This is a genomic window from Chryseobacterium sp. WG23, from assembly GCF_024586575.1.
In the GTDB taxonomy this organism is placed as follows: Bacteria; Bacteroidota; Bacteroidia; order Flavobacteriales; family Weeksellaceae; genus Chryseobacterium.
The window spans coordinates 217,454-240,101 of the sequence record NZ_JALCZE010000003.1 but is presented as its reverse complement, the minus strand read 5'-3'; the positions used below and the strand labels follow the sequence as shown (position 1 = coordinate 240,101).

The 22,648-nt window shown below is 37.8% G+C and carries 15 protein-coding genes and 1 riboswitch; of the genes, 2 read left to right on the top strand and 13 right to left on the bottom strand.

Annotated features, from left to right (window positions below; all coding sequences use genetic code 11):
* The 11 genes from MP477_RS06320 to MP477_RS06270 all read right to left on the bottom strand — a co-directional run bounded on the left by MP477_RS06320 (position 1) and on the right by MP477_RS06270 (position 17,967).
* Positions 1–1,392, bottom strand: coding sequence for an RtcB family protein (locus MP477_RS06320; RefSeq protein WP_257189643.1), 1,392 nt, complete (start codon positions 1,390–1,392; stop codon positions 1–3).
* 10 nt (positions 1,393–1,402) lie between these two features.
* Positions 1,403–2,158 carry a hypothetical protein gene (locus MP477_RS06315; protein ID WP_257189642.1) on the bottom strand — a complete coding sequence of 252 codons (756 nt, stop codon included), beginning with the start codon at positions 2,156–2,158 and terminating at the stop codon, positions 1,403–1,405.
* 453 nt (positions 2,159–2,611) lie between these two features.
* Positions 2,612–3,112, bottom strand: coding sequence for a hypothetical protein (locus MP477_RS06310; RefSeq protein ID WP_230032727.1), 501 nt, complete (start codon positions 3,110–3,112; stop codon positions 2,612–2,614).
* A gap of 55 nt (positions 3,113–3,167) precedes the next feature.
* Positions 3,168–5,285: a methylmalonyl-CoA mutase gene (scpA, locus tag MP477_RS06305; RefSeq protein ID WP_257189639.1), complete on the bottom strand. Its 2,118-nt coding sequence runs from the start codon at positions 5,283–5,285 to the stop codon at positions 3,168–3,170.
* A 136-nt stretch (positions 5,286–5,421) separates the two neighbouring features.
* The gene (locus MP477_RS06300; protein WP_257189638.1) at positions 5,422–8,472 is read right to left on the bottom strand and encodes a reprolysin-like metallopeptidase; all 3,051 of its coding nucleotides are present in this window, start codon (positions 8,470–8,472) and stop codon (positions 5,422–5,424) included.
* Between the two features lie 137 nt (positions 8,473–8,609).
* Positions 8,610–10,712 (bottom strand): prolyl oligopeptidase family protein, encoded by a 2,103-nt coding sequence (locus MP477_RS06295; RefSeq protein ID WP_373567408.1) that lies wholly within the window; start codon positions 10,710–10,712, stop codon positions 8,610–8,612.
* Positions 10,713–10,805: 93 nt separating this feature from the next.
* Complete coding sequence (locus MP477_RS06290; protein WP_230032734.1) at positions 10,806–11,483, bottom strand: hypothetical protein; 678 nt, start codon at positions 11,481–11,483, stop codon at positions 10,806–10,808.
* An 83-nt stretch (positions 11,484–11,566) separates the two neighbouring features.
* Complete coding sequence (gene prfA / locus MP477_RS06285) at positions 11,567–12,652, bottom strand: peptide chain release factor 1 (protein WP_047491851.1); 1,086 nt, start codon at positions 12,650–12,652, stop codon at positions 11,567–11,569.
* Positions 12,653–12,768: 116 nt separating this feature from the next.
* The gene (locus tag MP477_RS06280; RefSeq protein ID WP_257189637.1) at positions 12,769–14,097 is read right to left on the bottom strand and encodes an APC family permease; all 1,329 of its coding nucleotides are present in this window, start codon (positions 14,095–14,097) and stop codon (positions 12,769–12,771) included.
* 6 nt (positions 14,098–14,103) lie between these two features.
* Positions 14,104–16,548 carry a TonB-dependent siderophore receptor gene (locus tag MP477_RS06275; protein WP_257189636.1) on the bottom strand — a complete coding sequence of 815 codons (2,445 nt, stop codon included), beginning with the start codon at positions 16,546–16,548 and terminating at the stop codon, positions 14,104–14,106.
* 94 nt (positions 16,549–16,642) lie between these two features.
* Positions 16,643–16,748: riboswitch (SAM riboswitch) on the bottom strand.
* Between the two features lie 172 nt (positions 16,749–16,920).
* On the bottom strand, positions 16,921–17,967 hold the full coding sequence (locus tag MP477_RS06270; RefSeq protein WP_257189635.1) for a T9SS type A sorting domain-containing protein: 1,047 nt from the start codon (positions 17,965–17,967) through the stop codon (positions 16,921–16,923).
* 144 nt (positions 17,968–18,111) lie between these two features.
* Between MP477_RS06270 and MP477_RS06265 the strand changes: the two genes are divergently transcribed.
* Entirely contained in the window at positions 18,112–18,972 is an 861-nt protein-coding gene (locus tag MP477_RS06265; protein WP_257189634.1) for a helix-turn-helix transcriptional regulator, read from the top strand.
* 92 nt (positions 18,973–19,064) lie between these two features.
* Here the strand turns inward: MP477_RS06265 and MP477_RS06260 are convergent, their stop codons facing one another.
* A complete protein-coding gene (locus tag MP477_RS06260; RefSeq protein ID WP_174772367.1) occupies positions 19,065–19,349 on the bottom strand; it encodes a hypothetical protein in 285 nt (94 codons plus the stop codon).
* A 92-nt stretch (positions 19,350–19,441) separates the two neighbouring features.
* Complete coding sequence (locus tag MP477_RS06255) at positions 19,442–21,049, bottom strand: fumarate hydratase (RefSeq protein WP_257189633.1); 1,608 nt, start codon at positions 21,047–21,049, stop codon at positions 19,442–19,444.
* A gap of 136 nt (positions 21,050–21,185) precedes the next feature.
* On the opposite strand from MP477_RS06255, the gene fumC reads away from it, so the two are divergent.
* Positions 21,186–22,580, top strand: coding sequence for a class II fumarate hydratase (gene fumC, locus MP477_RS06250; protein WP_257189632.1), 1,395 nt, complete (start codon positions 21,186–21,188; stop codon positions 22,578–22,580).
* Positions 22,581–22,648 lie beyond the last annotated feature (68 nt).

Below are 22,648 nucleotides of genomic sequence, written 5' to 3'. Positions count from 1 at the left end.
TTATCGGTCCATTCTTACGATTCTTGGTTGGAATGTTCCTAAAATATCCACCAGTTCACTTTGTGCGTTCATCACCTCATTGATGTCTTTATAAGCCATTGGTGCTTCTTCAGCATTACCACCCATTAAAGTAACATTCTTCAGTTTCAGTTCCTTTTTAATGTCATTCTGGGTGAAAAGACTTCTGCATGCTCTTCTGGAGTGGGCTCTTCCTGCCCCGTGTGATGCAGAATTCAGGGCATCCGGATTTCCTTTTCCACGAACAATAAATCCTTTTGCCGTCATAGACCCGGGAATCATTCCCAGTTCATTTTCATTGGCTGGAGTTGCCCCTTTTCTGTGAACAATCATTTCTTTACCGTGATGAATTTCCTTCCAGGCAAAGTTGTGATGGTTTTCAATTCTGGCTTTTACTCTTCCGCCTACAGCTTTCACCAATCTCCGGTGAATATCATCATGACAGGCCGAGGCGTAGTCTCCTGCGAGATTCATGGCGGTCCAGTATTCTAATCCAAGATGGGTACTAAGGTCCAGCCAGGCAAATTGTTGGGCTTCTTTTGGCAGCGGACACTGTTCCACAGCCACTCTTGAATAATACTGGGCAATCTCTGCCCCTAACCCTCTGGAGCCACTATGAGAGAGAATTCCCAGATATTTTCCTTTTGGCAATCCGATCTGTTCATCCTCCGCTGTAATTTCCACTTCTCCAAATTCCACGAAATGATTTCCTCCCCCTGAGGATCCCATTTGTTTAATGGCTTTACCCTTTAACCTTCTAAGAATTGGAATATGATCAAAGGTATCTCTATCAAAGATTTCGTGGTCTATATGGGATTTATGGGTTTCATACATCCCAAATTTTGTGTGTTCTGCAAGAGCTTTCTCATATTTATCTCGTGCTCCGTTAAGATATGACACCGGTGTATCCAAAATACTAAGGCTCATCCTACAGCCGATATCCATCCCAACTCCATAAGGAATTACTGCGTTTTCTACCGCAAGAACTCCCCCGATCGGAAGGCCATAGCCACTGTGTGCATCGGGCATTAAAGCTCCCTGAACTGATACCGGCAGTTTTAAAGCAGTATACAGCTGGCTTTTTGCTTCTTCCGAAATATTGCTCCCGAAGATCTGAAAAGAAGCGCGCTGGGCATTCAGCATTCTTTTTTCTGTTTTTTTGGATGAAAGCAGGCTCTCTGCAATCTGTCCAAAGGTCAGATCTTTTTCAAAATTTTCCGGATGTACCAGTATTTCCTTTAAAAGAGATTTCACATGGTGGATATTTTTGGTGGCAAAATTTCTTTTCATGACTTCCAAAGCCACATTGACACTTTGATTATTTGGATAGCCCAGTTTTAATATATCTTTTCCTTTTAGTTTTAAATTTCCCATTGTTTTTGTTTTAAATAATAGCAGGACCTATATCGTCCATAAAGCTTTCTGCAATCTCTGTTGCAGACATTCTGCAGGCAATATATCTCCTGCTTTTGATAAGATGTAAGTCTTCTTTTTTCGTTCTCCATGAATTTGATTTGCCATAGATTGTTTTCTGGACAATTCCGGCAATTTTATGATGCTTTACATAAGATTCCAACTCCGCATATTCTTTTTCCAGTTCAAAGTCTATAGGCTTATAGTGGGTAATCATATGGGGTCTTACTCTTAAGATAAACCTCCATGGCTCGATAAATTCGTAGTACACTTCGTTGCATTTCCGATAAGGACAATATTCTTCGTATTTCAGAAAATATTGCCGCTCTTGTACAGTGAGTCCAAATTTTGGATCATTCCAGGACCAGGAAGAAACACGTTTAAGCTTCTGCTCTTTTTCTACATATATTCTTTTACCGAATTTTCTCTTCTTCTTAAGAAACTGCCGGCTATCGGAAAACATAGAGGTATTGATTTTCTTCAAAATTCCTTCAAAAAGCTCTCCGTCTTTGGATCTCATTACATCCTCCCTAACGACAAAGAATCTTATAAATCCTCTTTGATAAGGATTCTCTAGAGGAATCCATGGAATATTTATTTTTATACTCCAAAGCTCTTCACTACGTTTATACTTTTTTCTTATCTGCTTTATTATATCTTTTCTAACTGTTCTTTTCCTGCTTCTGGCGCTTCTAAGGCGAGAAAACAGAAGGTTATCATTTTCCATTTTAAGACATCAGATATCTGATACAAAATCAAAGATAATGACTTGTACTGCATCTGTTTTTTCAACTTAAATTTTAGTTGAATGATTTTATGATAATAAACATCATGAATCTGAATCATAGAGATTCTTTCATTCTGTCCTTAATGACACTGAAAAGATTTCGGGGAAACGTGAGTTTGAAATATTGCGCAATAAAAAACCCGAAATCTTTACGACTTCGGGTTCTGATATTTCATTGTACTGTTATTCTATGAGTATACCAAACCGCGAAGCCTTACCACGATAAGTGGCAATCCAAGTGTAGAATTCTGTTTTGTTCTGAACATTGCTTCGTTGTTTTTTTAATGGTTAAACTTGATTTTCAGGTGCAAATATATTAATTTTTCTGAATATTCAATTTTTTTAATAAAAGAGCCTGAATATTTTATATCCAGGTTTTCCTTTATAGGGAGATTAATCTTTTGATCCTAAGCTGTCCATCTCATCCTCCATTCCTTTAACTTCATTGGAATGGTAGACTCTTTCTGATCCCAGGAAATAAATATTGTGTCTTGCTTTGGCAATGATCCCGTTATATTCCTCTTCTGACATTCCTTCAGGAATGGTGTCCCGGGCTTCTGACGGTTTACGGTAAACTTCTAACGCGCCATTTTCATTTAAAACAGTTTTAGCCACCTTAGCCTGCTGAAGGTCATCCGCATACACAATAACATTGCTTCTGCCAATACTGTGTTTACGGTAGGCTTCGAGCATTTCCGCATCGTGGGCAAAAACGTATTCAAAAAATCCTTTTGTTTGTTCGTCCTCCTGATAATGATCAGCTGATAATCCACTTTCTACCTTAGATTTTGAAACAATAATATTTGCTTCATCAAAACCTTTTTCTTTTAAATTCTTTTTAATTTCCTCTGTATCTACAGTCACCGGAAATACTGAAACTACTGTATAAGCCATAATGAAATTTTCACTTAAACTATACAAAAGTTGTGCACTTATTCTATAAAAAATGTTAATTTAAAAATTTTTCTAAGATTTCCACAGCACATTTAGGAAGATTGGTTCCTGGCCCGAAAATAAAATCGGCTCCATTGGCATAAAGAAACTCATAATCCTGCTGTGGAATTACTCCTCCTACCACAATGGTAATATCATCTGCTCCCAATTTCGAAAGCTCTTCTACAACCTGTGGCACCAATGTTTTGTGTCCCGCAGCCAGTGAAGATACACCCAGAATATGAATATCGTTTTCAATGGCTTGTTTTGCCACTTCTTCCGGAGTCTGGAACAATGGAGCAACATCAACGTCAAACCCCATGTCTGCAAATGCTGTAGCTACTACTTTTGCTCCTCTATCGTGCCCATCCTGGCCCATTTTGGCTACCATAATTCTCGGACGGCGGCCTTCTTCTTCTTCAAATTTCTGAGTAAGGGCAAGGGCTTTTTCAAAATATTCGTTTTTACCGGCATTCATAGCATATACACCAGAGATTGTTTTAATATTTGCTTTATATCTTCCGAAGGTTTCCTCCATGGCATCACTCATTTCGCCAAGAGTAACTCTTCTTTTTGCCGCTTCGATGCACAAAGCCAATAGGTTTCCTTTGCCTGTTTTAGCGCTTTCACGGATATCATTTAAAATCTGTTCAACATTTTCAGCGTTTCTTTCTGCTTTGATGGTATTCAATCTTTCGATCTGCTTTCTGCGAACTTCTGTGTTATCAATATCCAGGATCTCTATTCCATCCTGTTTCAATGAGGATTTGAATGAATTGACACCAATAATGAATTCTTCCCCACTATCAATCTTAGCCTGTTTTTTTGCAGCAGCCTCTTCAATTCTCATTTTGGGAATTCCGGCTTCAATGGCCTTAGTCATTCCTCCTTCCTGCTCTACCTCATCAATATACCTCATCGCTTCTTCTATCATCTGCTGAGTAAGGCTTTCTACAAGATTACTTCCTCCCATAGGATCTACCACATCACAAATTCCACTTTCCTGCTGAAGGATGATCTGTGTATTTCTGGCAATTTTCGCTGAATAGTCTGTAGGCAAAGCAATAGCCTCATCCAATGCATTGGTATGCAGGGACTGTGTTCCCCCTAACGCTGAAGACAATGCTTCAATAGCTGTTCTTGTAATATTGTTAAAAGGTTCCTGCTCTGTCAGAGACCATCCGGAAGTTTGTGAATGGGTTCTTAAGGCTAAAGATTTTGGATTCTGAGGATTAAACTGCTTTAAAAGCGTAGCCCAGATATACCTTGCAGCTCTCATTTTAGCAATTTCCATAAAATGATTCATCCCGATTGCCCAGAAAAATGACAGTCGTGGTGCAAAATCATCTACATTCATGCCGGCTTTAATCCCCGTTCGTACATATTCTAGACCGTCTGCAAGGGTATATGCCATTTCCAGTACCGGAGTAGCCCCGGCTTCCTGCATGTGGTATCCCGAAATGGATATCGAGTTAAATTTGGGTATATTTTGTGAAGTATATTCAAAGATATCAGCAATAATCTTCATGGAAGGTGCCGGCGGGTAGATATAGGTATTTCTCACCATAAATTCTTTCAGGATATCATTCTGAATAGTTCCTGAAAGGAGTTCCTGTTTTACACCCTGCTCTTCTGCTGCAACGATATAAAAAGACAGAATAGGAAGCACCGCCCCATTCATCGTCATGGAAACAGAGATCTGATCCAAAGGAATTTCGTTGAAGAGGATTTTCATATCTTCCACAGAGTCTATGGCAACTCCTGCTTTTCCTACATCACCTACTACTCTTGCATGATCGGAATCATATCCTCTGTGGGTGGCAAGGTCAAAAGCAACCGACAGTCCTTTTTGCCCCGCAGCCAGGTTTCTTCTGTAAAATGCATTGGATTCTTCTGCTGTGGAAAATCCTGCATATTGTCGGACTGTCCATGGTTTCTGAACGTACATCGTGGAATACGGGCCTCTCAGAAAAGGTTCAATTCCCGGAGAAGTCTGTGTTAAAGATTCATCTTTTACATCTTTTTTTTCATAAGATGACTTAAGCTCCAATCCGTCTTTTTCAAAATTGTATATTTCTCTTTCCTGAGGCAATACATTAAAATCCGGCTTTTTCACAGAAATTGTCTTTCGCATTCCAATAATTTTTGTCTGCGTAAAGTTAATTTTTTTGAATGAAACACAAAACTTCTGTTAACATTCTATTGATCTAAAACTTAGCCACAAAAAAAAGACCGGACAAATGCCCGGTCTATGTTGATATACGTTTTGTTTATTTTTTGATAAGCTTCGTATTGTACGTATTTTTCTCGTCTTTGATTGTCACTACATACATTCCTTTGATTAATGAAGCAACGTTGATTCTTCCTTCAATCTTACCTTCCTGAACCAATCTACCGTCCGCAGAATAGATTTTGTAATCCGCTTTACCTTTAAGGTTTTTCACTTCTACAAAGGTATCAGCAGGGTTAGGATAGATAGATACTTCAGATGTTTTTGTATTGTTTACTTCACCTACTGCCAGGTTACCTGCAATTTTAACCGGGAAATCTTTAAATGAACCAGCTGAATAGATTTGTCCTCCTTCCATGTAAGACGGGCTACCACATGGTCCACCTGCATCAACAAAAGAAGTACTTGCTACTCTCATTCTTAAAGTTTTATCTCCTGAATAGGTATCACCAGGGACAGTAAATGTTATTGTTCCTGCATGCAGAGAATTCGCATCAGGAGTACCACTTTTAGATCCAATTTTCTCTGTACTTTCGAAAACACCATTTCTGTTGTAGTCTATCCATACCTCTACAATATCAGGATAACTTGCATCTCCGATCTCGTTACCTATATCAATGTAAGACAATGTATATTGTGTTCCCTGGGTAAGATTAATCACTTTGGTAGCATCTTCACTGAAATCTAAATAAGTTCTGAAGATACTCTTATAGGTTGCATCTAAGTAAGCTAAATTAGCTACGTTTAATTTAGCCAAACCACTGTTAAGTGTAAAGCTTGCAAAACTATTTCCACCAGTGCTCATTAAGCAATAATCAGCTCCTGTTCTTAATCCTTTAGTTTTAAAGGTATAGTTAGAAGAAAATGTTCCTGGGACAGAATTTACTACGGCAGCCACCTGTACTTCATAATTAGTTTCATCTTCAAGAGCGCTTAGCAATACAGAATTAGTAGGGCTCGTAGTATTTGTCCAGTTGGTAACTCCTGCTTTTCTATAATTAATAGAATAGGTAGCACCAGGAACACTATTCCAGCCTACAACAGCAGTGTTTTTCAATATATCCGCAGCGATGGCAGATACTCCGGTTGGCGCATCTGTAGTTGAAGTTGGAGCAGTACCAATGGTAACTTTTGGAGATACTGCATAGAATATATTTCCAATTGCAGAAATTTTTAATTTAATAGGACCCGTAACACCAGAAGGGATTTGGCCAGTATAACTTCCTGTATTAGGAGTAGAAGCTACAAGCTCTGTCCATGAAGATCCGTTTACAAGATCCGTTGTATATTCTATTTTTACGTTAGCTACGTTGTACGGTGCAGAGTTAGTATTCACTACATCCCATGAAATTGTATTAGCAGCATTATTGTATAATACTGTAGCTTCAGTAAGACCTTTAAATTTGAAAGGACCATCCGCTTTAACATCTACCGTAGTTTCAGCAGACACTAACATTGGGGTAGCATTTTCATCCCTAACAGTCACAGCATATTTAAGTAGTCTTGGAATATAAGAAACACTTTCCCATTTCGCTTTATCTGTTAGATTTCCTGACATCACTATAGGAAGGCTAGGAAAATATCTTCTTCCACTTGCTGTTCCAAAATAAGATCTTGTCAATGCTCCCTGAGCGTTATATCCCCAACCCGTATCTCCAGATATTGAATGATTGCGATCAACACTATCATACTGTTCCCACGTATATTTAATAGGGTCAGCATCTGTAGCTGCAGCATCCAGATAATAAGCAGTACCTTTAGGAATACTATAAGCAGTAAGAGGTGAAATTACCGGAGCTGTATTGGTTGTTATATCCTGCCATACCCCGCATGTTGTCTTGCTATCCAGCTTGTTTAACACCTGGTTCACAGAGGAATAATGGAAATAGGCATCCGTAAAGTTCTGTACATTATCTCCTGTAATTCCGGCATATCCCATGATGGTAGTACCACCACCTGGTTCTATATTTACTCCTGATCCTTCTGAGTTGTGTGAGAATGTATGGTTTGCTCCTAACTGGTGTCCCATTTCATGAGCTACATAATCTATATCAAAAGCATCTCCAGTTGGAGTTGTATTCTGTGTAAAAGCAGAACCTTTTGCTAAAGAAGTTGCAGTTGCAGGATTAGTACATGTGGTTCCTATACCTCCCGCATTACCGTTACCTCCTGCCGCATTGAATACGTGCCCCATATCATAATTTGCATTTCCAACTTGTGCCGTTAATGTCTGCTGAAGTTGTAAATTTAAATTTCCTGTATAAGGGTCTGAAGCAGGATCAATATATATGATATTAGGAAGGTCCTGGATCAAAGCTTTAATACCAAAATCTTTCTGAAAAATTCCGTTTACACGGGTCATTGTATTATTCATCGCTACGAGTGCAGGAGCTCTTTTTTCAGCATCTGTAGCAGTAGCGGGCACCCCTGCCTGGTTCATAAAATATTGGGTATACTCTCCTGATGCGGAAAGAGCCAATCTATACGTTCTGAATTTTGTACTTGCAGGCCTATTGGTAATCCCAACATTTACATTAGAAAGGTTTTTTTTTCCGTAAGCTTCTAATGACTTTATATCTTTAATGCTTTTCTCTTCTGTTGTACATTCAAACCCATGTTCTCCTTCCGTTCTCTTTGTTTTATAGAAAACACCATATGTTTGTTTGTCTGAAGTAATAGGCTCAATAAACTGGAATTTTCCATCTTTAATGATCATAGACTGCATTTCTGTAGGGGAGGTACTAAATCTTAAATATTTAGACGGATCGTCTACCCCCACTCCCATATAAGACCCTAACTGGTATCTGTCTGCCAGAGACTTCTCCATTACAGGATCACTGTATACAGCAAATCTTTCAATTTTCCCTTCTGCTGTAGGAAGAGAAACAATCACTGCCTGAGCTCCTTTTCCTGTTTCTACAGCATCTTTTAAAACATTCCTAAGAGACTGTAAATCTAGTCTATAAGAATGCTGAACTTCTACTTCTTTTCTGATTTCGGACGTTCTTTGCGATGCAGGCGTCCACCTCTGTGCATTAAAACTGGACAGCCCAGCCGCTAGTGCACAAACTAGTAAAATTCTTTTTTTCATAATTACTTAATTGAATAAAAATTAGTAAACTTTAAATATCCATCGTAAAAATACTAATTACAACTAAGGTAACATCGAAAAAAAACGACTAATTTTAATAAAATCAGCCGTTTTTGTTATTTTTTATTATTTATGTATTATTTCTTAATTCCCATCTCATACAAAGCAAACGATATAAGATCTGCATTTTCAGCAATTACTTGTTCTGTAGATCTTCCTGCTCCATGTCCTGCATTTTTTTCTATTCTCAGTAAAATTGGATTTTTACAAGCCTGCTTATCCTGAAGCTCTGCTCCAAATTTGAATGAGTGTGCCGGAACTACCCTGTCATCATGATCACTTGTAATAATCATGGTAGAAGGATAGCAAGTACCCGCTTTTACGTTATGAACCGGAGAATATGATTTAAGATATTCAAACATCTCTTTATTGTCTTCTGCTGTACCATAGTCATAGGCCCAACCGGCACCGGCAGTAAATTTATTATACCTCAACATATCCAAAACGCCTACTCCCGGGAATGCTACTTTTGCTAAATCCGGGCGGATAGTCATGGTAGCACCTACCAATAGTCCTCCGTTTGATCTTCCTGAAAGAGCCATATATTCTTTTGAAGTATAACCTTTACTTTGCAGGTATTCTCCAGCAGCAATAAAGTCTTCGAAAACGTTTCTTTTCTGCATTTTGGTTCCGGCATCATGCCATTTTTTTCCATATTCACCCCCGCCACGGATATTTGGAACGGCATAAATACCGCCATTTTCCATCCAGATGGCATTCACTACAGAGAAAGAAGGCTGTAAGCTGATGTTAAAACCTCCATAAGAATATAGGATAGTAGGATTTTTACCATCAAGTTTAGTTCCCTTTTTATAGTTAATCATCATAGGAACCTTTGTACCATCTTTAGAAGTATAGAATACCTGTTCAGAAACATAATCCTCAGGATTAAACTTCACTTTCGGCTTTTGGTATACGTCAGATTTACCGGAATCTACATTAAATTTATAAGTGGTTCCCGGTGTGATATAATTACTGAATGAATAATATACCTCTTTTTCCTTTTCTTTTCCTCCAAAACCGGAAATATTACCTTTTCCTGGAAGTGCTATTTCCCTGATTAATTTTCCTGTCTTATCAAATTGTTTTACCTGATCAATGGCATCAATCATATACGTAGCAAAGAAGTATCCTCCTCCCTGGGTAATCCCCAATACATTTTCCGTTTGTGGAATCACATCTTTCCATGTTTCAGGAGCCGGGTTTTTTATGGAGGTTTTCACAAGACGCATATTCGGAGCATCTTTATCCGTGAATATAAAAAGATCGTCACCTTGCGTATCTACAATACTGGCATTAATATCAAATCCTTTTGTAATTTGTACAAAGTCTCCTCCATTCTTTAAATCCTTGATATACAACTCATTTCCATTGGTTGCGTTGGCTGCAGAAATAATCAGAAATCTCTGATCTTCAGAAACACTTGCTCCCAGGTATCTTCTTGGGGTTTTCTCGCCACCGAAAATCAGCTTATCTTCAGACTGCCTGGTTCCCAATTTATGAAAATATACCTTATGTTTATCCGTCATCCCAGAAAGCACCGTTCCTTCTTTTGGTTTATCATAGCTTGAATAATAGAAACCTTCGTCTCCCTGCCACGAAATACCACTGAATTTCACATCCAGAAGGGTGTCATCAATCTGCTTTTTAGTGACCGCATCAATGATAATAATCTTGTTCCAGTCACTTCCTCCTTCAGAGATAGAATAGGCTGCAAGGTTTCCTTTTTTGTTGAATGACAAGTTAGAAAGTGAAGTTGTTCCTTTTTCTGAAAATTTATTAGGATCTAAAAATACTTCTGTTGCTTTGGTTTTATTATTTGTTCTGTACAAAACAGACTGTGCCTGTAAACCATCGTTTTTAGAATAATATGTATAATCTCCTTCTTTGAAAGGGGCTGAAATTTTTTCATAATTCCAGATCTCTCTCAGTTGATCTTTAATTTTATCTCTGAATGGAATTTTTGAAAGATAATTCTGACTGTAAGCTACTTCTTCATCCACCCATTTTTTGGTAGGTGCCGAATCATTTTCCAAATCTCTGAAAGGATCAGCTACAGCACTCCCAAAATAGGTATCAGTCTGGCTTCCCTTTAATGCTTTAGGATAATTCATTTTTTGAGAATAAAAAGATGCTGAAAACAGAACTCCAGCAGTTAATAATAAAGGTTTAAAATTCATAGTGAACGGTTTTCTCAAAAATACGTAAAGTAGGCGAAATAAAAAAAGCCCCGAAAAAACAGGGCCTTTTACTCTTCAATACATTCTTGATCATTATTCTTTTGATCCGAAACTGTCAAAATAGAAATCAGTCAGATTGGTAACAATCTCATCCGGGCTACCGTTCCAGTAATATATTTTATTGTTTTCTTTAAGCTCATATAAACTAAACTCCTGATCAATGCTTACTGTTTTATCTGCATTTTTAAAATCCTGAACAGCCTGAACCAGATATTTTTTCAAATCTTCCGCTTTTACTTTCTGTGGATTTTCTGCAGGCTCCGGTGCTAATTTTGAAGGAACTTTAAAGCTTACATTATAGCTTACCTGAGCAATCTTTTGGTCTTTAATATATTCATTAGCAACCACTTTCACATTTTTAACGGTAAGTTTTCCTTTTCTGAAGTTGTCAAACATCACTCTAAAGTAATCTTCAGCTTCTTTTTTACAGGTTGAGGCTACTGTTTTAGGGAAAGCTGTCAGGAAGTTTTCTGCAGTCGTCTTAATCATTTCTTCAGAGGTTTCTTTAAAGTTAACCTGATAAGCATCCTGCCCTTCTACCGTAGGTCTTAAATAATCATTAAGCTTACCAATTGAAGCATCGTCGTTATTTACAAAAGCGCCAAAAAATAATTCAAAAGCTTCTGCCGGCTTTTTTACTTCTGTCTGAGCTGTAGCGTAGTTACCCAGCATGGTAAGTAACACAAATAAAATAATTTTGTAGTTTTTCATAGTTCGATTTTATGATATGTTGTTGATTTGGAAAAAACAAAGCCTCCAAAAAATCGGAGGCTTTACTTTTATTTTTAAATATTTTAATAATTTTCTTCTTCTCCTTTCATCTTTTCTGCATTTTCCGCCATGATTACAGCATCTATCATTTCTGCAATATCTCCATTCATATAGGCATCAAGATTATACATAGATTTATTGATTCTATGATCCGTTACTCTTCCCTGGGGGTAATTGTATGTTTTGATTTTTGCAGAACGGTCTCCTGTAGAAACCATTGTTTTTCTCTGAGCGGCAATATCTCCCTGAACTTCCTGCAATTTGATATCATATAATTTGGCACGAAGCATTTCCATTGCCAATTCACGGTTAGCGAGCTGAGAACGGGCCTGCTGACAAACCACTACAAGACCTGAAGGCTTGTGTGTAAGCTGAACTTTAGTTTCAACCTTGTTAACGTTCTGACCTCCTGCACCTCCTGAACGTGAAGTCTGCATTTCAATATCAGCCGGGTTAATCTCTACATCCACTTCTTCAGCTTCAGGTAAAACAGCAATGGTAATGGCAGAGGTATGAACTCTTCCCTGAGATTCTGTTTCCGGTACACGCTGTACACGGTGAACTCCTGATTCGAATTTCATAATTCCGTAAACACCTTCACCTTCCACCTTCATGATCAGTTCTTTGTAGCCTTTTGCAGCTTCATTAGAATCTGTCACTTCATGTCTCCAACCTTTTGTTTTAAAGTACATGGAGTACATTCTGTAGATATCTTCCACAAAAATAGCTGCTTCATCACCTCCGGTTCCGGCACGTAATTCTACAATAATGTTTTTGTCATCTGCAGGATCCTTAGGAATAAGCAATACTTTCAGCTCTTCCTCCAAACCGGGAATCTTAGCCTGGGCTTCTAATTTTTCTTCTTTTGCAAGATCTACCAAATCTCTATCCGAACCATCAGCAATGATCTCATCAGATTCTTCAATAGCATCCAAGGCTCCTTTGTACTGATCATAAACCTTTACAATTTTACCCAAATCACTATATTCTTTGTTCAAAGAAGAATATCTTTTTTGGTCTGAAATGACATCAGGCTGTATAATAAGGTCTGCAACCTCATTATATCTCTGTTTTATAGCTTCTAATTTTGGAATTAATGATTTAGACATTATAGAATTTTTGTGGGTGCAAAGATAAGGATTATTAATTCAAAATTAAAATTACAAATCAGCATAAATTTTTGAACAATAGAGTACAATATCAGAAGGTCAATTTACAAATTCACTTATTCACTTTTGGAATCATCAGTTTCCGGCTTACTCCTTTTAGAAAGTTTTCTATCGATTAAGTACAATGTAATTCCTACTGCTACAATTCCCAACCCAATACAACTTTCCTTAGGATTGTGAATCAAAGTAAAATAAAGGATATAAATACTGAACAGTAAAAAAACAGTGGGGAAAATATAAAAAGCATTGGATTTAAATATTTTCCGGTCTTCTTTTTTAAGAAAATATACTGTAGAAATAGCCAGACTGGCAAATAACTGAAGAATGAATGCTGTATAAACGAAAATCTCTTTAAAACTTCCTGTTAAAATAATTACCGAAGCAATAACAGCATGAGCAAAAACAGCTCTTACCGGGATTCCTTTTTTATTGCCTGCTGAAAGAGGTTCCCACAGATAAGTATCCTTCGCAAAAGCCTGAGTAAGCCTCGAACCTACCCATAAATAGCCACTAATGGTTGCAATCAGTTGTAAGGCAATAAAGATATTCACTATTTTTCCAAAGGCAGAGCCCAGCATATTAACCGCAGCTTCACCCATTACATCCTCTTTTCCTGCCAATTGATCCACTGAAGCGTGCTTCAGCATAATGTAATTGACTAAAATATAGCTTACTGTCACAAAAACAGTTCCTATAATCAGAGATTTGGGAAGGTTTTTCTGTACATCCTTGATCTCTCCGGCAATATAAGATGCTGAATTCCAACCGGTATATGAATAGGTAACAAAAACCAGAGAAGTAGCAAAAGCAGGAAGCATGATTTCATTCTGCCAGCTGTCACTGAAGTTAAGACCGTTTCCCATTTGGGCAGATTCTGAAAGTCCTACACCCAAAATAACCAAAACGATAATAAAAGTGATTTTGATTAACGTGAAAAAATTATGAAATCTACTTGAAGCTTTTAAACTAAAGGATAAGGCAGCCGCTACGATAAAAATCACTGCGATGGCAAAACCATTTCCAAACGTGTATTGAAATACTGAGAGATATTTTGACATGGCTAACGCCGCTAAAGCCACCGGGGAAGAGAAACCAATAATCAAAGATATCCAGCTGATAAGGTATCCGAATAACGGATGATAGGTTTCTTTGAGATAGATGAAATCACCCCCATTTCCTTTAAAATGAGATCCTAATTCGGCATAGCAAAAAGCCCCGAATAATGCCAGAATTCCACCAATACTCCATAGCAGAAAGATGCTGTAGGTATTTGTAATATCAGACAACTGAAATCCCAGTGTTGTAAAAATTCCGGTTCCTATCATATTGGAAACCACAATAGCTGCAGCTGTTTTCCAGCCGATCTGATGTGAAGGAGTATTCATTGATGATTAAAAATTAAAATTAAGCCTTCCGAAGAAATAGCTACCCAAAGTTCCCATTTGTACAGGAGCATATTTAAATACTCCATAATATGAATTTTCATAAATCTGACGATCAGGGAATACATCAAAGACATTATTAGCACCTACGGTAAAGTTGATATTTTTTGTAATATCATATCCTACACTGACATCTGTAATCACCTTCGGCGAAAATTCCTGAACGCTTCCAAAAGGATATCCGTCCCTTATTACTTTACCAAAATAGGTATTTCTTACGAGAAAATTAAACTTTCCAATTCCATAATTCAATCCTAATGAGGCTTTTGTTTTGGGTGATAAAGTTTCAATAATATTGATCTGGTCGGGTCCAAAAAATTCATTCTGAGGAGTTCCCAGGTTTTCAGGAAAATGAAAATCTGTAATTTTTGTTTCTGTATAATTTCCGGCAAGGTTTATATTAAGGTTTCCGCCTTCCAACTTCCAGTCATAGGAAATAACCAGATCCACTCCTTTGGTTTCGGTATCAATAGCATTAGCAAAAAACCTTCCGCTTTCGACCTCTTTTCCCACGCCTACTACATCAGGGTCTGATAACCTGGAATCTGTAATATTACTTGTAATGACAATCCTGTCTTTCACTTTAATGAAGTATCCGTCTAAAGTAATGAATAGGCCTTTCACCGGCTTTAAAGTAAATCCAACGCTTCCGTTGACAGAGGTTTCCTGTTTTAGCTTATCAAATCCAAGCACCTGTGCAGCTTTACTGTCATTATTAAAAATCCCTTTGGTTACAATCGTAGATCCTGAAGTTGAAATATCTGCATAAGAATTATTGAAATACTGCTGCTGTAGGGAAGGAGCTCTGAAACCTGTTCCTACTGCTGCTCTTACAGCATAATTTTTTATAAACTCATACCGTACGGCTAGTTTTCCATTCAGGGTATTTCCAAAATCAGAATAGTTTTCAAACCTTGCTGCTGCATCAATATTCAGCTTTTTATCCAAATCATAAGATATATCAGCATATACCGCTGTAGAATGCCTGTCTTTTTTTAAAGTATTATCCGGTGAAAAGCCAATGAATGATTGCGATCCTCCTGCTCCGATCACTGTTGATCCCGTACCAGCTACATTTCCGTTAACATCATACTGAGTATAAGATGCAGGATCTCCGGATTTGATCTGATATTGTTCAAATCTGAATTCACCTCCAAATGCAATATTAATCCGGTTTATATTTCTAGAAACATCAAGATTAAGGGTATTTTGCAGAAAACTGTGTGCTCCGGCATAAAATCGGGTCGGCGATTTTGCTCCTAAAGAAGCATTATTCGTATTGCTTACATTATAATTGAACGTATTGTTTCCAAATGTATTGCTTACATCAAAAAGCCAGTTGTTTACATTATATTTTGCTCCGACGGCATAAGAGATATCATATACCTGAGATCCCAGCTCCGCCTGAAATCCATTGGGATAAATGGATGAAACAACATTAAACGTTTCACTGGGAAGCCTTCTGAAACCATATCCTTTTCCTTCTTTAATACTGAAGCCTCCAAAGGAATAAAGTTTAAAATTGTTATTAAAAGAATATTCTGAATTAAAAAACAGCTGCGCCTGCTTGATCTGTGCGTCTCCAATCTGAAAGTTGAAGTAATCACGGGTTAAACCCCTTTTTTTAATTTCCTCATCATCTGCAGCTCTTGCGGCCTCAGGATCATCAGCGAAAGGATACGCAAAATTATTTCCGAAAATATCTAAATCATGATTTTGAGTCCTTGTTGTTTTTCCTCTGTGGCTTAGCTGTAACGAAAGATTGACGTAACCTTCTTTTTTTCCTAATGATGCCCCGTAATTAACTCCTGCCTGGTAGGTGTCCCCATCATTCCTTCCGCTTAATCCGTAGGTAATACTTGCTGATGCGCCTGCATTCTTTTTGAGAATAATATTGATTACTCCCGCAATGGCATCAGAGCCATACTGTGCCGCTGCTCCATCTCTTAATACTTCAATTTTTTCAATAGCAATAACAGGAATTGTACTCAAATCTGTTCCCACAGAACCATTTCCAACTGTATTCTGATAGTTGACCAAAGAAGTGGTATGTCTTCTTTTCCCATTAACCAATACTAAGACCTGATCCGGGCCCATTCCTCTCAATGTCACTGGATCAATATGCTCGGTTCCGTCAGAAGCAGACTGTCTTACAGAATTAAATGAGGGAATGACATAGTTCAATAAATCCTGAACCGTTATTTGTGGGGATGCTTTCTGTATTTTATCGATATTAATAACATCTACAGGAACCGGCGTCTCTAGTTTTGTCCTTTTAACATTTCGGTTGCCTACGATGATAATATCTTCAATTTGTTTTCCTTTTTCTTCCTGTTCCTGGGCAGCGATCCCAATGGCACCAAGCAATAATACAGCTATGCTTACTTTTTTCATCTTTTGTTCCTGCAAAAATTATTATACATTCCGAGAATCAATCCTCAGACACACAAGACTTCAAGAAATGGAATTCATATAAGAATATTGACTTCAATTATCTCCCCCATCGGGTTGGAATTAGCACCTTTACACTGTTGGAATTGTGTAGGTTGCTAAGGTTTCTTTGGGCCAAATCCCTCCACCTTTCTTGATAAATCTACTGCAAAAGTAGACTATTTTTTTCAATATGCAAAAGCCGTTTTTACGATTTACAAACGCAGCATAAAAAAGGCTTATGAAAAATTTCATAAGCCTCCCTAATAAAAGTAATTGTAATTGAAGTGAACTATTTTATGTAAAGGGAATACAGTGATTCTACAAGAAGACTGCTTATCCTTTAATAATCTTTTTAGAAACCGTCTGTCCGTTTTTTAATTTTATTTCTACAATGTATAAACCGTCCGGAAGTCCTGTCATATTCATCTGATCATTTAAAAACCCGGCGTCCATCTTTTGTCCTACCGTATTTGTTATGTTTATACTTTCAATCGTGGAATCTGCTTTAATGGTCAGAATTCCTTTTGTTGGATTGGGATAAACCCCTATGTTGTTATGATTGAGTCTTACCTCCGAAGTAGCAAGTTCCGAGGTAGGTTTAATACATCTTACCGATGCCCCCTGCCCTCTGGGTGCCCCTGCTGAAGCATTCGCACTTATGGTCCCTACGTACAGATATTTCCCTCCAAGTCCGGATATATCCGAACTCCAGAAATATCCTCTCTTTCCTACAAAAGTAAAACTAGCGTCTGAAGAACTGCGATATCCTCCTGCAGGCAATTTCAGATGACTGTTGTAAGCACTTGCGGGAGCCGTAACACCTTCAAGGTTAACAATACTCCCCCAGTCTGCCTGTGTTGGCATTCTCCAATCAGCACCTATTGCCTTGCATGGGTCTACACCCACTGTTTTTCCTAGCCCATCTATGTTCTTTGCAGTCCATTCATCAGTAGGCTCAAGAGTGGACCACCACGCGGGTGTTCCTATGATATACGAGCTCACTCCTGCTAAACCATCCGGTCTGTTAGGGGTTGGAGCAGAAATGGTGGCAGAATTTCTTTCCTGATGTCCGTCATCCCATCTTCCCCATTGAAAAAGATCACCATATGAAGCTTCATCATCCAGAGAAGAGGCTACCTTAGAGCTTCCCAGATTCTGCTGCAGCCATATTTTTCCATCATTTCCTCTTACCGTAGTATAAGAAACTGTTTGGCCACGGTATGTAAATTTCACACATCCTACATCTCCAGGATTATTTCCAGGATCTGTATTTGTACAGTTTTGTGGATTTCCCTGTGCATATAAACTATTCAAAGCAATGAATATCAGCATCATTCCCACATTTATTTTTCTCATCGCAAAATATAGATTTTCAAACATAATCAATATTATTTTTAATTATTCTAAATTTAATTAATTTTGCACAAAAGTAGCTTTCCCGTTTAATTCAGAGTTATCATTTCCCAACTTTTAGTTATCCGGTATAGGAGTTATATATGGATATCATTAAAAACAATGCTGATTATGAGTTATTTAAATGGAGAAAAGATATTATTTGCCTCAGATAATATTAGCATAGAATTTTGTTCCGAACGATATTCAAGAACTTCAATACTGGAAGCTGGATCGAGCTTTACCCTGCTCTTCCTGTTGGGGTCAGACATTTATCTTGAAAAATCTACCTGCCTGCTTCCAATGGTTTTTAGAAAAAATCAATACATCCTTTATTATTCTTCGGAAGAAAATAAAGCTGAATTACACTGTGAGAGTCAGGAAGCACTCAAATATTTGCTGATCCGGATTGACTATCAGTATATTGTCAACCTTATTAATCCTCAATCCAGCCAGGAAAGCACGGATATACTGGAAAATATGATCACGAATAATTTCATCTATCTGCATAAAGAAACACCTCCCAACATGACCGTTGAAATGCATATGATTCTTAAAGAAATCATAGATTCTCCAAAGAAAGGTGTTATTCAGAAGTTGTTTATCGAGGCAAAGATTATTAAGCTTCTTATTCTTGTATTTGAGCAGTTCCATGAAAAAAACAGGGGACCATCAAAACCGGGGACTCCGGAAATGATCAAAAAATACCTGGATGAAAATTACCACAGCAATATAAAGGCTGAAGAAATAGGAAAACTACTCGGGATTAATCAGAATATAATCCGGCAGGAATTCAAAACCCAGTATCATATGACCATATCCCATTATATTTCTGAACTAAGAATGCTAAAGGCGAAAAAACTGATTACCAACAGTGATGTAATGATCAAAGAAATCGCTATTGAATGCGGGTATGAATATGTACAGAATTTTACACGCGCCTTTAAAAAGAAATTTGGTGTTGCTCCTGAAAATCTGAGAAATAACAAATAGAAAAACCGCCTAAAAAATTAAGCGGTTTATATATGTTGTTTTGCTTTGATATTACTTTTTCAGAATTAAGGTGAAAAAGCAATGACAATCAATTAATGATGATGTCCGTGATCGTGAATGAAAGGTCCGTTACCCTTAGGCTGGTTGTAAAGAACCTCTACACCTTCCTGCTCATAAATATTCTTTCTTCTGATATCTTCAGGATCGAAAGCCTTTACTTTTCCAAAGTATTCTTTCAAACCTTCCGTAAGCCACATTGGAATGACCAATCCGAAGAACATAAAAATACACCAGAACCCTACTAAGAACATAGTAATAAAGAATACAGTCCATAGGAACTGGTAGAACGGCCAAAATGCTGATAAAATAGTTATCATTCTCTTTAGATTTTAGGCAAAAATAGAGCTTTTTTCTTTTTTACACAAAAGATATAGGCTCTATTTTATAATTTATTTTAATTTTAAACTAACTAGTGGGCAAGATTTGCGAAGAAATCATTTCCTTTATCATCTGTAATAATGAATGCAGGGAAGTCTTTTACTTCAATTTTTCTTACGGCTTCCATCCCCAATTCAGGGAAATCCACGACATCTACAGATACAATATTATCCTTTGCAAGGATAGCTGCAGGCCCTCCGATAGATCCAAGATAGAACCCTCCATATTTATTACATGCATCTGCAACATCTTTACTTCTGTTTCCTTTAGCCAGCATAATCATACTTCCGCCATGGCTTTGAAACTCGTCAACATACACATCCATTCTTCCTGCAGTAGTAGGTCCGAAACTTCCTGATGCCATTCCTTCCGGAGTCTTTGCAGGCCCGGCATAATAAATCGGGTGGTTTTTGAAATACTCTGGCATTGGTTTTCCACTATCTATCAGTTCCTTGATCTTAGCGTGAGCAATATCTCTTGCTACGATAAGAGTACCATTTAATTTTAGTCTTGTTTTGATTGGATATTTTGAAAGATCAGCTAGAATATCCTGCATAGGCTTATTCAAATCAACTTCCACAGCTTCTTCCAAATGAGGAGGTGTAGCTGGTAAGAATCTTTTTGGATCCTGTTCCAGTTGCTCAAGGAAAATTCCTTCTTTTGTAATTTTTCCTTTGATATTTCTATCTGCAGAACAGGAAACTCCCATTCCTACCGGACATGAAGCAGCATGTCTTGGAAGTCTGATCACTCGTACATCATGGGTAAGATATTTCCCTCCAAACTGTGCTCCAATAGCACTTTCCTGGCATATTTTCTGAACTTTAGCCTCCCATTCAAGATCTCTGAACGCCTGTCCGGCTTCATTTCCTTCCGTCGGAAGATGGTCATAATATTTAGCGGAAGCTTTCTTTACAGCCGCAAGGTTCGCTTCTGCAGAAGTTCCTCCAATGACTAAAGCAAGGTGATACGGAGGGCAGGCTGCCGTTCCAAGATCTGAAATTTTCTCTTTGACAAACTCTTCAAGAGACTTTTCGTTCAGTAAAGATTTTGTCTTTTGGTACAGAAATGTTTTATTGGCAGAACCTCCTCCTTTTGTTAAAAACAAGAACTCATAATAATCTCCTTTTTTAGCATAGATATCAATCTGTGCCGGAAGGTTTGATCCTGAATTTTTCTCGTCAAACATGGTTAAAGGGACTACCTGAGAATATCTTAAGTTTCTTTTTTGGTAGGTATTGAAAATTCCACGGCTTAAAAACTCACCGTCGTCTACTCCTGTGTATACATTTTCTCCTTTTTTACCCATTACAATTGCTGTTCCTGTATCCTGACAAGAAGGAAGAGCTCCCTCAGCAGCTACTGCAGCGTTCTGTAGCAAGTTATAAGCAACAAATCGGTCATTGTCCGTAGCTTCAGGATCATCAATAATTCTTCTAAGACTCTCTAAGTGAGAAGAACGCAACATAAAAGAAACATCCGCCATAGCTTCCTCAGCAAGTAATTCCAACCCTTTAGGATCTACAGTTAAGATTTCTCTGTCTCCTAATTTTTCAACTTTTACATAATCTGATGTAAGCTTTTTATACACCGTATCATCTTTCTGAATTGGATACGGATCCTGATATCTAAATTCCATTCAATTTTTTGTTTGCGCAAAAATACGGCTACCGTAAAAAATATGAGTAAAATCAGTCATTAAAATTGATATTTATAATGATTATAAATTGCGAAATTCTGGTGTTATCAGTAACTTTATAAAAATTTCAATCACAATGAATTACAGAATAGAAAAAGACACCATGGGCGAAGTGCAGGTACCTGCAGATAAACTTTGGGGAGCACAGACAGAGCGTTCCAGAAATAATTTTAAAATAGGTCCTGAGGGCTCAATGCCACATGAAATCATTGAGGCATTTGCCTATTTGAAAAAAGCAGCAGCGTACGCCAATAGTGATTTGGGAGTTCTTCCCGCTGAAAAAAGAGATATGATTGCTAAAGTCTGTGATGAAATTCTGGAGGGCAAGCTCAATGATCAGTTTCCACTGGTTATTTGGCAGACCGGCTCAGGAACCCAGTCAAACATGAATGTCAATGAAGTTGTTTCCAACAGGGCACATGTCAATAATGGGGGTACTTTAGGAGAAAAATCTGAAATTCACCCAAATGACGATGTCAACAAATCTCAATCATCCAATGATACCTATCCTACAGCGATGCATATTGCTGCGTATAAAAAAGTAGTGGAAGTAACGATTCCTGCTGTAGAAAAATTAAAAAATACATTATCTGAAAAATCCAAAGCATTCAAGGATGTTGTAAAAATCGGAAGGACTCACCTGATGGATGCTACTCCCCTTACTCTTGGGCAGGAATTTTCAGGATATGTTGCTCAGTTGGAATTTGGATTAAGAGCCTTAAAAAATACCCTGCCTCACCTTTCTGAACTTGCACTTGGCGGAACAGCAGTAGGAACCGGATTGAATACGCCTAACGGCTATGATGTAAAAGTAGCCGAGCATATTGCAAAGTTTACCAACCTGCCTTTTATTACTGCTGAAAATAAATTTGAAGCCCTTGCTGCTCATGATGCTATTGTTGAAAGTCATGGTGCTTTAAAACAGCTTGCTGTCTCATTATTCAAAATTGCACAGGACATCAGGTTACTGGCTTCCGGACCAAGATCTGGAATTGGTGAAATTCATATCCCTGAAAACGAACCGGGATCATCTATCATGCCGGGAAAAGTAAATCCTACTCAAAATGAGGCCTTAACTATGGTTTGTGCTCAGGTTTTAGGAAATGATACTACGATCTCTTTTGCAGGAACTCAGGGAAATTATGAGCTTAATGTTTTTAAACCTGTTATGGCTTACAATTTCTTACAATCTGCCCAGTTGATTGCCGATGCATGTATTTCATTTAATGATCACTGTGCGGTTGGAATTGAGCCTAATCACGAGAGAATTAAAGAGCTTGTCGACAAATCTTTAATGCTTGTAACCGCTCTTAATACTCATATTGGTTATGAAAATGCCGCAAAAATTGCAAAAACAGCCCATAAAAATGGGACCACTTTAAAAGAAGAAGCGGTGAATCTGGGCTTGTTAACTGCCGAACAATTTGACGAATGGGTAAAACCTGAAGACATGGTGGGAAGCCTGAAATAATGTTAAAAACAGAATATATATCAGTAAAGTCCTGGGAATTCCCGGGCTTTTTTGGTAATGCAAAATAC